We start from the raw sequence: 13,066 nt of genomic DNA, 5'->3' as shown, positions 1-13,066 counted from the left end.
CGCGGGCGGCCCGCGACCGGCTCCGGGAGGCACCATGAGCGACTCATCCGCACGGCACTCCGACCACGACGGGACCACGGACTCCGGCTCGCCGCGGCGCGCCGCGCGCACGCCGGGCGAGCGCGTGTCGACGCCGTCCGAGCTGCCGTCGGCCCGGCCGGATGCGTCCGCTCCCCGGCTCCGCGTCCTGATCTCGGGCGCCAGCGGGATGATCGGCTCCGAGCTGACCCGCCAGCTGCGCGCCGAGGGGCACGAGATCCTGCGCCTGGTGCGCCACGCGCCGTCGAGCCCGGACGAGTTCCACTGGGCGCCCACCTCGCACATGCTCGACTTCAGCGTGCTCGACCGCGTCGACGCCGTGATCAACCTCTCCGGCGCCTCGATCAGCCGCCTGCCGTGGACCGCGTCCTACAAGCGGGAGATCCTCGACTCGCGGATCCAGTCCACGCAGACCCTCACCGACGCGATGCGGATGTCCTCGACCCCGCCGACGACGCTGATCAACGCCTCCGCGGTCGGCTACTACGGAGACCGCCCGGGCGAGGAGCTCACCGAGCAGTCCTCGCGTGGCGACGGATTCCTCGCCGATGTCGTCGACCGCTGGGAGAAGGCCGCCCACCTCGCGCCCGAGGCCACGCGGGTGGTCACCGCTCGCACCGGGCTCGTCCTCGGCGACGGCGGCGCGCTCAAGCCGCTCCTGCCCCTGACGAAGCTCGGTCTCAGCGGACCCCTCGGCAGCGGCAATCAGGCCTGGCCCTGGATCAGCCTCTACGACGAGGCCGCGGCGATCCGCCACCTGCTCACGTCCTCGCTCTCGGGCCCGGTGAACCTCGCCGGACCGGTGCCGGCGACCGCGAACGACGTGATGCGCACCCTCGCCGAGCAGCTGCACCGCCCGTTCAAGCTGGCCGTCCCCGAGAAGATCATCGAGCTCGCGCTGCGCGACGCCGGGCACGAGCTCCTGCTCTCGAGCCAGCGCCTGGTTCCCCAGCGGCTGCTGGACGACGGCTTCGAGTTCCGCCACCGCACCGTCGGCGAGGCGCTGGAGTGGGTGCTCGCCTGATCCGGGCCGCCTGAGCGGTCCTCGCCCGGAGGGCCGGGCTCGGGTCGCGGCCGAGCGGTCAGGCCGGAGCCTCGTGCTCCAGCGCGATGGCCCGGCGGATGGCGCCTCGGGCGCGCTTGCGGTCGCCGCTGGCGTCGTAGGCGAGGCCGAGGCGGTACCAGGCGCGCCAGCTCCCGGGCTGCGCGTCGACCTCCTCCGCGTACTGCGGGAACAGCGCGTCCGCCTCCTCCCGGAGCGGACGCCCGCTGGCCCGCGAGTCGAGGACCTCCTGCGGCAGCGCGTTCTCGCCCTCCAGCCGACGGGCCAGCTTCTCGGCGCGGAGCCCGAACAGCAGCTCGCGCACGAGCCCCCAGACGCCGACGGCGCCGAGGATCAGCAGGCCGACGCCCATCACGATGCCGGGCACCGTCGCCGCGGCGAAGGCGACGACGGAGTACTGCAGGCAGACGAACAGGTAGAGGGCGAGCAGGACCGCCATCAGGACGACACCGACGCGGGTCCTCACGGGGTGCTCGTCGCTGCGGCGGCCTGGCCGGACGGAGCCCGGTCAATGACGGGCTGCTCGTCGACCGGCCGCTCGGCGAGAGGCGCGGCGTCGAAGGCGGCGCGCAGGTCGATCAGCGCGTCGAGGCCCACCACCACGCCCGTGGTCGTCCGGACCGCGTCGAGAGCGCGCAGGACGCCCTGCTCGTAGGAGGCCTGCGAGGTGGTGTCGTGCCGGATGGTGACCGTCTCGCCGGTGCCGCCGAAGACGACCTCCTGGCGCGCCTCCACTCCGGGCAGGCGGAGGCTGTGGACCGGGACGCTCGCGACCTGCTGGCCGCGGGCCCGCTGGTCGGTGTGCGGAGCCTGCACCGGACCGAGCTCGGCCCGGGCGCGCAGCAGCAGCTCGGCCGTGCGGACCGCGGTCCCGGAGGGCGAGTCGACCTTGCGGGCGCCGTGGGTCTCGACGATCTCGGCGGCGTCGAAGAAGCGCGCGGCCACGGTGGCCAGCGCGGTCGCGAGCACCGAGCCCAGCGAGAAGTTGGGGATGATCACGACACCGGCCTCGGGCTGCTCGGCGACGCTGCGCCGGAGGGCCGCGATCCGGTCGCCGGTCCAGCCGGAGGTGCCGACGAGCACCTTCCTCCCGTTGGCCACGGCGAAGTCGACGATCTGCTGGCTGACGGCCGGCACGGTCATGTCGACGACGACGTCGGCCGCGAGCATCTCGGCGGGATCACTCCGCGAGCCGAGCCGCGCGACGAGCGAGAACTCGCTCGACGCCTCGATGAGCGAGCAGGTGAACGAGCCGAGTCGGCCGGACGCGCCGACCACGGCGACGGAGGTAGTCACCGACTCAGCGTAGCCCGCGGCTCAGTACGGCTGGGCCTCGGGCAGGCCGGTGCGCAGCTCCACGGGCAGGTGCGAGAGATCGTTGTGCACGACGAGCACCGGCGGCTTGCGGGAGCGGACGCGGATGATCGTCAGCCCGCAGTTGGCCTGGTTGAGGCCCAGCCACCGCCAGTCGGGAGCGTCGAACACGTGGCGGACGAACCAGCCGATCACGAAGTTGTGGGTGATGAGGAGGTCGTGGCGGTCCTCGCGCGACGGCGCCAGGAACTCGGCCACCGCGTCCTGCATCTGCGCGTGCCCCGCCTCGATCTCGGCCGCGGTGACGCTGCCGAAGAAGGGCTCGAACGCCTTGGGCATGTCCGGGGTCGGCCCCGAGGGGATGCAGTCGAACAGCAGCGAGGACGGCTGGAGCGGCAGGCTCGGCAGAAGCGTCTGGAAGCGTGCGGCCGTCTCCTCGGCCCGGCGCAGCGGGGAGTGCCACGCTCCCGTGAAGGGGACTCCGCCGAGCCGCTCGGCGATGAGCCTCGCCTGGCGCTCACCACGGGCCGAGAGCGGGCCGTCCGGCATGCCGTGCTCGGCGTCCTGCTGCTCGCCGTGGCGGACGAGGTAGATGTAGTGGGACACGGGGTCCTCCCTGGTGCGGCGCGGCGGTGCGCGGTCAGCGGGCGTTCGACGATCGGATCAGATCGCGGAGGCGCTCTCGATCCCGGCGATCCCGGCGAAGGCCGACTCGTCGACCGCGCCGACGGCCGAGATCGACGACGGCCCCCGGGCCAAGTCTGCCGCGAGTGCCTGGACGTCCTCCGCGCCGACGAGGGCGAGTCGGCGCAGGCTCTCGTCGAGGTCGACGAACTCGCCGAAGGTCAGCTCGGCGCGTCCGAGGCGCGACATCCGGGTGTCGGAGTCCTCCAGCGCGAGCGCCGCCGCTCCCGAGAGCTGGCCGCGGGCGCGCGCGAGCTCGTCGTCGGTGACGCCGTCCTCGGCGAGGCGGTGGAACTCGGTGAGCAGGAGCTCGGCGACCGTCCCCGCCTTCGCCGGGGTGCACGCGGCGTAGAGCCCGAAGAGGCCCGCGTCCGAGTAGGACGGGGCGAAGGAGTAGACGGAGTAGGCCAGGCCGCGCTTCTCGCGCACCTCCTGGAACAGCCGCGAGGACATGCCGCCGCCGAGGATCGAGTTGAGGACGCCCATCGTCATCCGCCGCTCGTCGCCCGCGGCGAGACCGGGGAAGCCGACCAGCAGGTTCGCCTGCTCGGTGGGGCGGTGCACCACCGACAGGGCGCTGCCGCGGGTGTAGGACGCACGGCCGCCGACGCGCCGCTCGACGGGCGGGGCCGCCGTGCCGAGGTCCCAGCCGTCGGCGACGAGGACCCGCTGGAGCAGCGCGACGAGCGCCTCGTGGTCGACGGCGCCGGCGACGGTGATCACCACGTCTCGCGGGCGGTAGGCGGCGCGGTAGTGCGCCCAGACCGCGTCCCGGGTGGCCTCGCCGATGGTCGCGGCGGTGCCCCCGATCGGGCGGCCCAGCGGGTGGTCGCCGAACACGGCCTCGAACAGCTTCTCGCCCGCCACGTCGGCCGGATCGTCGTCCGCCATCGCCAGCTCCTCGAGGATGACCCCGCGCTCGGTCTCGAACTCGTCCGGATCGATCAGGCTCGAGGTCACCATGTCGGCGATCACCTCGACCGCCATCGGGAGGTCGCGGTCCTGGATCTTGGCGTAGTAGCAGGTGTACTCCTTGGCGGTGAGAGCGTTGTGCTCCCCGCCCACGGAGTCGAAGGACACGGCGATGTCGAGGGCGGACCGCTTCTGCGTGCCCTTGAACAGCAGGTGCTCGAGGAAGTGCGTCGAGCCGACGTTGGAGGGCACGGCGGGCTCGCCCGCGGTCGCGGGGCGGCCGAGCCGCTCGTCGCGAGAACCCGCGGCGACCCAGAAGCCGATCGTGGCGCTGCGGGCGCCGGGCACCGATTCGCTGAGGATGCGGACACCGCTCGGGAGGACGGAGCGGCGGACCGTGGATCCGCCTGCGGCCCGGACTGACGTCTCCGGCTGGTCGAGGGGCAGTGCGACTCCGTGATTCATCGTGCCCACCCTAGGCCACCGCGACGGCGGCCCGAGCCGGGCTGTCGCGCCGTGGCGGGAGAGATGCAGGGGGCGTCGCGGACGGGCGCGGTCAGCGGCGCGCGCGCTCCAGCGCGGCCAGGTGTCCGGGGTCGAGCTCGAGCGAGACCGCGCGCACCAGCGCGTCCACGTCGGCGGGTGAGCGCGGGGCGACCGTCGCGGCGGTCAGCCGCGGCCGGCCGAGCAGCCAGGCCAGGGCGACGGCGGCGGGAGCGGCCGAGAGCTCGGCACCGATCGCGTCGAGGACGGCGAGGACCCGGCGTCCGCGGCGCCCGAGGTGGGCGGCGGCGAGTGCGCCGTCGGGCAGGCGGCCGAGCTCGCGGCGGGTGCGCTCGGCGCCGCGGAGGAAGCCGTGGGCGAGGGGGACGGTCGCGAGCAGGGCGAGTCCCTGGCCGGCGGCGACGAGGCCGAGATCGCCCTCCGAGCCGGGCCGCTCGAGCAGGTTCCAGCGGACCTCCGCGCCGGCGAGGCGGGGCAGCCCGTGGGCGGCCAGGACGCGCGCCTCGAACAGCTCCTCCGGGGAGAACCCGGAGGCGACCACCGACCGCACCAGCCCGCGCGCCAGCAGCACGTCGACAGCGCTGAGGAGCTCGTCGAGGCGCCCGGCCCCGTCGGGGCGGACCGCCAGCACGTCGAGGCGATCGGTGCGGAGGCGGCGCAGCGCCCCCTCGACACGGTCCACCAGCGCACGTGGCGTCGCGGGGGCGCCGACCGGAGCGGCGAAGCGGCCGATCAGGAGGAAGCGGTCCCGGTCGCGGTGTCCGGCGGGCCAGCCGCTGACGCCCTCCGCGAGGCTCGAGTCGGTGACGACGACGCCGTTGCCGCCCCACGCCGCGTAGCGCTCGAGCAGCGCGGCACCGTCGTCGCGGCCGAGGGCCGCCGCGTCGAGCACGAAGGGGAAGAGGTCGTGGCCGGAGTCGCCCATCGGCCGGCGGTGCGAGGGTGCGACGGCGGTCGGCTCGACGGGGCCGGTCTCGGCGAGGACGCCGCTCGAGGAGGCTGCGCGGGACGCCGCGGGCGGGAGCGGGACGGCACTGTGACGGGGAGCCCGCACGACGGCGCCGGTCCTGTCCCTGGGCACGCCACCACTCTCCCTGCGGCGGCTCGGGTCCCGCCAGGGGAGAGAGTATCCGAGCGCCGGAGCCGCCACTCCGCCGGGTCGCGCACGGTTCACCAGATCGTTACACGGGCGCCGCCGGCGGGGTCGACTCGCGCCGGCGAGCGGTGCGGCGGGCCCCTCCGTGTCGGCCGTCCGGGCTAGATTCGCGACCATGGACTCCGCCGCCCCGACCCCCTCCGAGACCGCCGCCCCGACCTCCGACTCCCCCGAGCGGGAGACGTCAGCGCCCTGGTGGACGAGCGCCGTCGTCTACCAGATCTACCCGCGCTCGTTCGCGGACTCGAACGGCGACGGCATCGGCGACCTGGGCGGCATCCGCTCGAAGCTCGACCACCTCGCCGACCTGGGGGTCGACGTGATCTGGCTCTCGCCGGTCTACCCGTCGCCGCAGCACGACAACGGCTACGACATCTCGGACTACGAGGACATCGACCCGCGGTTCGGGACGCTGGAGGAGTTCGACCTGCTCCTCGCGGAGGCCCACGAGCGCGGCATCCGCATCGTGATGGACCTCGTGGTCAACCACACGAGCGACGAGCACGCCTGGTTCGTCGAGTCCCGCTCCTCGCAGGAGGACCCGAAGCGCGACTGGTACTGGTGGCGCCGCGGGCGCCGCTCGGCCGAGCCCGGCCGCGAGCTCGAGGCGGCCGCCGGCGCCGGCCTCGACGTCGCCGAGCCGAACGGCTGGCGCTCCTACTTCTCCGGCCCGGCCTGGACGCTCGACCCGGCGACGGACGAGTACTTCCTCCACCTCTTCGCGGTGCAGCAGCCGGACCTCAACTGGGAGAACCCCGAGGTGCGGCACGCGGTGCACGCGATGATGAACCGCTGGCTCGACCGCGGAGTGGACGGCTTCCGGATGGACGTGATCAACCTCGTCTCGAAGGACGTCGGAGCCGTCGACGGCGAGCAGGGCGGCGCGGGGATCGTCGGAGGGGTGGGTCCGCGGCTGCACGAGTACCTCCGCGAGATGCACGAGGCCGTGTTCGCGCACCGCGAGGGCTCCTTCCTCACCGTCGGCGAGATGCCCGGGGTCACCCTCGAGGAGGCGGTGCTCGTGACCGATCCCGAGCGGCGTGAGCTCGACATGGTCTTCCAGTTCGAGCACGTCGGCATCGACCACGGAGTCGACAAGTTCCACCCGGTGCCGCTGGACCTGGTCGCCTTGAAGGCCAACCTCGCGCGCTGGCAGGACGGCCTGGCCGAGCGCGGCTGGAACAGCCTGTACCTCGGCAACCACGACCAGCCGCGTCTCGTCTCGCGCTTCGGGGACGACGGCGCGCACCGCTACGAGTCCGCGACCCTCTGGGCGACGCTCCTCCACCTCCAGCGCGGCACGCCGTACATCTACCAGGGCGACGAGATCGGGATGACGAACGTCCCGTTCGCCGGCATCGAGGACTTCCGCGACGTCGAGTCCCTGAACTACTGGGCCGAGGCCGTCGGCGAGCGCGGCGAGGACCCGGCGACCGTGCTCGCCGGGCTGCGCGCGCAGAGCCGCGACAACGCCCGCACGCCGGTGCAGTGGGACGACGGCCTCCAGGCCGGCTTCACGACCGGCGAGCCGTGGATCGCGGTCAACCCGAACGCCGCCGAGGTGAACGTCGCCGCCGATCGGGCCGCCGAGCGGTCGGTCTTCGAGTACTACCGGGCGCTGATCGCGCTGCGGCACGCCGACGAGACGGTGCAGCTGGGCCGCTTCGCGCTGCTGGAGCCCGAGCACCCCGCGCTCTTCGCCTTCACGCGCACCGGACCGGGCGAGCTGCTCGTCGTCGGGAACGTGTCCGGTGAGCCGCTCGAGGTGCCGCTGCTCGAGGAGTGGGCGGCTGCCGAGACGGTCCTCGGCAACGTCGCCGGTGCGACCGGGTCGACGCTCGGCCCGTGGGAGGCGCGCATCCTGCGCCGCTGAACCTCGCCGCGCCCCGCTCCGAGCCCGGCGCGGGGCGCGGCGCCCGACGGCGGCGGACCAGCGGGCGAGAGCCTCAGGCGGAGACGCGGTCCAGCTGAGCGATGTCGCTCCGGGTCAGCGGGAGCGCGGCCGCCGCGAACAGCGACTCGAGCTCCGCGGCGTTCCGCGCCCGGACGATCGCCGCCGAGACCTCCTGGTGCGAGAGCACCCAGGCGAGCGCGACCACGCCGGGCTCCGTGCCGTGGGCCCCGGCGATCTCGTCGAGGGCAGCGAGCACGCGGGAGCCGTGGCGGCCGACGTAGTCCAGGCCCGCCTCGAACAGGGCCGACTCCGGCTCGTCCGTGCGGCTGCGCAGGGCGCCGGTGAGGTAGCCGCTCGCCAGGGGCAGCCGCGCGAGGGTGCCGAGCTCGAGCCGCACCACCTCGGGGGCGACGTCGGTCTCGTAGGTCCGGCGCTCCATCAGGCTGTACTCCGACACGACGGCCGAGAGCGACGGCAGCGCGAACGCGGTCGCCGTCTCGTGCAGCGCCGTGATCGCGGCTCCGCTGAAGTGCGCGGCGCCCAGGGCGCCGACCGAGCCGTCCGCCAGGAACGGCGCGACCGCCGCCAGGCTGTCGGCGATGGGGATCCCGGGGTCCTCGCTGTCGAACGAGAGCAGGTCGATCCGGGTGCCGAGCCGCTCGAGGCTCCCCTCGATCGCGATGCGGACGTCCTCCGGGGCGAGGCCCGGCGCGTCCGGGTGCCGGCCGACCTTCGTCGCGACCAGCATCCGCTCGCGCAGCCCGCTCTGCTCGAGCCAGCGGCCGATCATGTACTCGCTCCGACCGGTCGCGTAGTGGTCCGCGGTCGAGATCAGGGTGCCGCCGAGACGGCCGAACGCGTCGAGCACCTCGGTGGTGTCGTCGATCCCGGCGGCCCAGCCGAAGACGGAGCCGTCGAGGGCGAGCGGATGCACGGGGAGGCCGGTCCGACCCAGAGTGCGTGAGAGGAGGGGCGTCTCCGGCTCGGTGGCCAGGGGCGTCGGGTCGGTCACGGAGTCCTCCGGTCGGGGCGGTGCGGCGCGGTCCCGCCACCGTACCCCATGCCCCCGCCGACGACGGACGCCCGCCCCACCGGAGTGGGACGGGCGTCACGGTCGTGCAGGAGGGATCAGCTCTCGGCGGGAGCCTCGACCTCGACCTCCTCGGCCACGACGGGCGCGAGGGACAGCTTGCCGCGGTCGTCGATCTTGGTGATCTGGACGAGCAGCTTCTGGCCGACTCTGAGGACGTCCTCGACGTTCTCGACGCGCTTGCCGCCGGCGAGCTTGCGGACCTCGCTGATGTGCAGCAGTCCGTCCTTGCCGGGGAGGAGCGAGACGAACGCGCCGAAGGTCGCGAGCTTGACGACGGTTCCGAGGAACTGCTCGCCGACCTCGGGGTTGGTCGGGTTCGCGATGGCGTTGACCTGCGCACGCGCGGCCTCGGCCGACGGGCCGTCGACGGCTCCGATGTAGACGGTGCCGTCCTCCTCGATGGAGATGTCGGCGCCGGTCTCGTCCTGGATCGCGTTGATCGTCTTGCCCTTGGGGCCGATCAGCTCGCCGATCTTGTCGACGGGGATCTGCACCGAGATCACGCGGGGCGCGGTCGGGGCCATCTCATCGGGCTGGTCGATGGCCGCCGTGAGCACCGCGAGGATCGTGGTGCGGGCGTCCTTGGCCTGCTTGAGCGCGGCGTCAAGCACCGACGACGGGATGCCGTCGAGCTTCGTGTCGAGCTGGATGGCCGTGACGAACTCGGCGGTTCCGGCGACCTTGAAGTCCATGTCGCCGAGCGCGTCCTCGGCGCCCAGGATGTCGGTCAGCGCCGCGTAGCGGGTCTGGCCGTCGACGACGTCGGACACGAGGCCCATCGCGATGCCCGCGACCGGGGCGCGCAGCGGCACTCCGGCGTTGAGGAGCGACAGGGTCGACGCGCAGACCGAGCCCATCGAGGTCGAGCCGTTGGAGCTCAGCGCCTCGGAGACCTGGCGGATCGCGTAGGGGAACTCCTCGCGGCTCGGCAGCACCGGCACGAGGGCGCGCTCGGCGAGGAAGCCGTGCCCGATCTCGCGACGCTTCGGCGATCCGACGCGGCCGGTCTCACCGGTCGAGTAGGGCGGGAAGTTGTAGTGGTGCAGGTACCGCTTCTTGGTGACGGGCGACAGCGAGTCGATCTGCTGCTCCATCTTGAGCATGTTCAGCGTGGTGACACCCAGGATCTGGGTCTCGCCGCGCTGGAAGATGGCCGAGCCGTGGACGCGCGGGATGACCTGCACCTCGGCGTCGAGCGGGCGGATGTCGGCCAGGCCGCGTCCGTCGATGCGCACGCCGTCGCGGAGGATGCGGCCGCGGACGACCACCTTCGTGACGGACTTGTACGCCGCTCCGACCTGGTTGTAGGCCTCGGCCGACAGCTGACCCGAGGCGATGCGCTCGGCGATCTGCTCCTTGACGCGCGCCTTGAGGGCGTCGTCGGCGTCCTGCCGCTCGACCTTGTCGGCGATCTGGTACACGCGGACGAGCTCGTCGTAGCTGAGCTCGGCGACGTTGTCGTAGGTCTCCTGCGCGTAGGGCAGGAACACCGGGTAGTCCTTGACCGGCTTCGCGGTCTCGGCGGCGAGCTTCGCCTGCGCCTCGACGAGTGCGCGGAGGAAGGGCTTGGCGGCCTCGAGGCCCTCGGCGACGACGTCCTCGCTGGGCTTGGTCGCACCCGCCTTGATGAGGTTCCAGGAGGACTCCGTGGCCTCGGCCTCGACCATCATGATGGCGACGTCCGAGGAGCCGTCCTCGTTGGTGACGACGCGGCCCGCGACGGTGAGGTCGAAGACGGCGTTCTCCAGCTGGGAGGCCTTGGGGAAGGCGACCCACTGGTCGTTGCCGGAGCCGTCGGACATGAGCGCCAGGCGGACGCCGGCGACCGGGCCGGAGAACGGCAGGCCGGAGATCTGCGTGGACGCGCTCGCGGCGTTGATCGCGAGGGCGTCGTAGAACTCGTCCGGCGCGATGCTGAGGACCGTGATGACGATCTGGACCTCGTTGCGCAGGCCCTCGACGAACGAGGGGCGCAGCGGCCGGTCGATCAGACGGCAGACCAGGATCGCCTCGGTGGAGGGGCGGCCCTCGCGGCGGAAGAACGAGCCGGGGATCTTGCCGGCGGCGTAGGAGCGCTCCTCGACGTCGACGGTCAGCGGGAAGAAGTCGAAGTTGTCCTTCGGGTTCTTCGAGGCCGACGTGGCCGAGAGGAGCATGGTGTCCTCGTCGAGGTAGGCGGCGACGGCGCCCTGAGCCTGCTGCGCGAGGCGGCCGGTCTCGAAGCGGACGGTGCGGGTGCCGTACGAGCCGTTGTCGAGAACGGCTTCGGCGAATGTGATTTCAGGACCTTCCAAGAGGTCTGTCTCCTTAACGTCTGCAGCGGCGCCCCTTCTGGGCGCCGGCGTTCGTCGGAGCAGCGGTCCGGTCAGGAATCGAGACGATCCCACGGCAGGGCTTCGCGCCGTGCCGTCGTGTGGAGGGCGTTCGTGCTGGCCACCAGTAGAAGAGCTCCGGGCTGTCGCGACCTGTGCCGCGAGCGGGACGTGCCGCCTGCGACTCGTGCCGCGGCGGCCCGTGCTCTGTCGCACGCTGCCGCCGTCCGGGACTCCACCACCGAGGACCAGCTTCCTGCCGGCCTGCTCCGTGGCTCGAATCCTGGGTCGACCGGCGGTCGCTTTCGGATTCGGAACCGGTTCATGCTATCAGCCGCGGTGCGGTTCCTCCATGGACCGCGCCGACCCGGCGGGCCCTCCGCCCGTCAGCCCCGCGTCTCGTGCATCAGCAGCTCGACGCGCAGCCCGCCCCTCACCGTCACGATGCGGGCCGGCACGCGGGGCGACCTCCCCGCCTCCGAGAGCCGGGCGAGGGCGGCCTCGACCACGTTCTCGAGACCGCGCGGCACCTGGCCGACGAGCCCCGAGGGGCGCTGGGCCGCGAACAGGCGGACCGGCATCGGAGCGTCCACGCGCTCCTCCTCCGCGGTGCGGCGCGGGATCACGGCCGTGACCTCGTCCTCGCCGAGGGCGAGCACCCGCGCGATCTCGTCCTGGTGCGGCCGGGAGTCGGCGAGGCGGAGGAGGGTGTCACCGCGCCGCGACTTCGGGCGCAGCTCGTAGTCGTAGTCGTCGAGCTTGCCCGAGCCGCGGTCGTCGGAGGGGAGGGGGTTCGCGTCGCCGCGTCCGAACGAGAAGAGCTTCATGCCTCCATTGTCCAGCGCGCGGCCCCTCCCCCGCTCGCGTCAGGCGGTGCGCCGCATCCGGGCGATCGCCGCGAGCACCAGGACGAGCACGACGGCGACGAAGCCGAGCAGGACCGGGACGGCCGGCAGGAGCGCGAGCGCGGCACCGATCGCCAGGACCGGCACCGCGAGGCCGAGGTAGGCGGCGAGGAACACGGCCGCGAGCACCTCGCCTCGGGTCTCGTCGGTGGCGAGCGAGCCGGCGACTCCGAGCGCCAGGCGGAAGAGCAGGCCCACGCCCGCTCCCGCGAGCACCCCGCCGACGATGAAGGCGGACACCGAGACGATCACGGCGCCGGTCGCGACCAGCAGCAGCCCGGCCGTCAGCGCCACGGCCGCGAGGCGGAGCGCCGTCCGCGAGGACAGCCGGATCGAGACCAGCTGCGCGACGGCTCCGGCGGCGAAGACCCCGAAGGAGACCGCGCCCGCCTCGAGGTGGGAGGTCTCGCCGAAGCGCCCGGCGAGGAAGGTCGGCGCCAGCGAGGTGAAGAGGCCGAACACGGCGAACCCGGCGAACGCGCCGACCGCGGCCGAGAGGAAGACGCCGCGGGACGCGGCCGGCACGGCCAGGCGCTGCGGACGGTAGGCCGGGAGGACCTCGCGCCGCTCGACCGTCTCGGGGACGAGCGCGACGCCGATCCCGAGGACGACCAGGAGGACGAGGAACACGGCGTACGGGACGACCAGGGGCTCGCGCACCGTCACGGCGAACACCCCGCCGACGAGCGGTCCGAGCGCCAGCCCGCCCATGTTCACGAGGGCGGAGACGGCGCGGGAGGTGCCGGGGCCCTCCTCCGGGCGGGCGACGGCGCGCAGCTCCGAGAGATGGGCGGTGGCCGTCGCGGTGAGCGCGCCGACGCCGAGCCCGGTCAGCAGGCGGGCGAGGATCAGCCCGGGCACGTCCGGCCAGAGCAGGAACACGGCGGCCGCCAGGACCTCGACGAGGATCGACGCGAGCAGGATCCGGCGGCGGCCGAGCCAGTCGCTGACGTGCCCGGCGAGGAAGAGGCTCGCCACGACTCCGACCGCGTACGCGGCGAAGACCACGGTGACGACGAAGGCCGGGAACCCGTCGCGCTGCTGGTAGATCGCGTAGAGCGGTGTCGGCACGGTCGAGAACGCCATCACCGTGAGGAAGGCGACGGCGATCACCCAGAAGCCGTGACGGTGCGGGAGCTCGCGGCGATGGACGGACGGGAGGGAGCGCTCGGTGGTGGTCACAGTGTCCA

The 13,066-nt window shown here is 73.4% G+C and carries 11 protein-coding genes; 2 read left to right on the top strand and 9 right to left on the bottom strand.

What is annotated here, in order from left to right; all coding sequences use genetic code 11:
* The first annotated feature begins 34 nt into the window (after positions 1–34).
* Complete coding sequence (locus tag C5C55_RS06035) at positions 35–1,063, top strand: TIGR01777 family oxidoreductase (protein WP_104233264.1); 1,029 nt, start codon at positions 35–37, stop codon at positions 1,061–1,063.
* Between the two features lie 58 nt (positions 1,064–1,121).
* Here C5C55_RS06035 and C5C55_RS06030 read toward each other — a convergent pair whose 3' ends face one another.
* From C5C55_RS06030 to C5C55_RS06010, 5 genes are all read right to left on the bottom strand, one after another.
* Complete coding sequence (locus tag C5C55_RS06030; RefSeq protein ID WP_104233263.1) at positions 1,122–1,568, bottom strand: tetratricopeptide repeat protein; 447 nt, start codon at positions 1,566–1,568, stop codon at positions 1,122–1,124.
* Positions 1,565–2,398: a 4-hydroxy-tetrahydrodipicolinate reductase gene (gene dapB, locus C5C55_RS06025; RefSeq protein WP_104233262.1), complete on the bottom strand. Its 834-nt coding sequence runs from the start codon at positions 2,396–2,398 to the stop codon at positions 1,565–1,567. The genes C5C55_RS06030 and dapB overlap by 4 nt, the downstream gene beginning before the upstream one ends.
* A gap of 21 nt (positions 2,399–2,419) precedes the next feature.
* Positions 2,420–3,022 (bottom strand): histidine phosphatase family protein, encoded by a 603-nt coding sequence (locus C5C55_RS06020; protein ID WP_104224462.1) that lies wholly within the window; start codon positions 3,020–3,022, stop codon positions 2,420–2,422.
* A gap of 57 nt (positions 3,023–3,079) precedes the next feature.
* Positions 3,080–4,477: a pitrilysin family protein gene (locus C5C55_RS06015; RefSeq protein ID WP_104233302.1), complete on the bottom strand. Its 1,398-nt coding sequence runs from the start codon at positions 4,475–4,477 to the stop codon at positions 3,080–3,082.
* 91 nt (positions 4,478–4,568) lie between these two features.
* Positions 4,569–5,597, bottom strand: coding sequence for an aldo/keto reductase (locus tag C5C55_RS06010; protein ID WP_181067786.1), 1,029 nt, complete (start codon positions 5,595–5,597; stop codon positions 4,569–4,571).
* Between the two features lie 190 nt (positions 5,598–5,787).
* On the opposite strand from C5C55_RS06010, the gene C5C55_RS06005 reads away from it, so the two are divergent.
* Positions 5,788–7,545, top strand: a complete 1,758-nt coding sequence (locus tag C5C55_RS06005) for an alpha-glucosidase (protein WP_104233260.1) — start codon at positions 5,788–5,790, stop codon at positions 7,543–7,545.
* Between the two features lie 73 nt (positions 7,546–7,618).
* On the opposite strand, the gene C5C55_RS06000 is transcribed toward C5C55_RS06005, so the two are convergent.
* The 4 genes from C5C55_RS06000 to C5C55_RS05985 all read right to left on the bottom strand — a co-directional run bounded on the left by C5C55_RS06000 (position 7,619) and on the right by C5C55_RS05985 (position 13,058).
* A complete protein-coding gene (locus C5C55_RS06000) occupies positions 7,619–8,578 on the bottom strand; it encodes an aldo/keto reductase (RefSeq protein ID WP_104233259.1) in 960 nt (319 codons plus the stop codon).
* Between the two features lie 116 nt (positions 8,579–8,694).
* Positions 8,695–10,953 (bottom strand): polyribonucleotide nucleotidyltransferase, encoded by a 2,259-nt coding sequence (locus tag C5C55_RS05995; RefSeq protein WP_104233258.1) that lies wholly within the window; start codon positions 10,951–10,953, stop codon positions 8,695–8,697.
* Positions 10,954–11,357: 404 nt separating this feature from the next.
* The gene (locus C5C55_RS05990) at positions 11,358–11,798 is read right to left on the bottom strand and encodes a hypothetical protein (protein WP_104233257.1); all 441 of its coding nucleotides are present in this window, start codon (positions 11,796–11,798) and stop codon (positions 11,358–11,360) included.
* A 39-nt stretch (positions 11,799–11,837) separates the two neighbouring features.
* The gene (locus C5C55_RS05985; RefSeq protein ID WP_258062854.1) at positions 11,838–13,058 is read right to left on the bottom strand and encodes an MFS transporter; all 1,221 of its coding nucleotides are present in this window, start codon (positions 13,056–13,058) and stop codon (positions 11,838–11,840) included.
* Between the last annotated feature and the right edge of the window lie 8 nt (positions 13,059–13,066).

The organism is Rathayibacter sp. AY1C2 (genome assembly GCF_002931195.1).
In the GTDB taxonomy this organism is placed as follows: domain Bacteria; phylum Actinomycetota; class Actinomycetes; order Actinomycetales; family Microbacteriaceae; genus Rathayibacter.
Note: the sequence above shows the minus strand (reverse complement) of the source record. Positions and strands in the feature narration are given on the sequence as shown.

Bases quoted from the DNA above. Each gene is read 5' to 3' on its own strand.
- C5C55_RS06035 (WP_104233264.1), top strand. From the start codon at position 35: ATGAGCGACTCATCCGCACGGCACTCCGACCACGACGGGACCACGGAC.
- C5C55_RS05990 (WP_104233257.1), bottom strand. From the start codon at position 11,798: ATGAAGCTCTTCTCGTTCGGACGCGGCGACGCGAACCCCCTCCCCTCC.
- C5C55_RS06005 (WP_104233260.1), top strand. From the start codon at position 5,788: ATGGACTCCGCCGCCCCGACCCCCTCCGAGACCGCCGCCCCGACCTCC.
- C5C55_RS06015 (WP_104233302.1), bottom strand. From the start codon at position 4,477: ATGAATCACGGAGTCGCACTGCCCCTCGACCAGCCGGAGACGTCAGTC.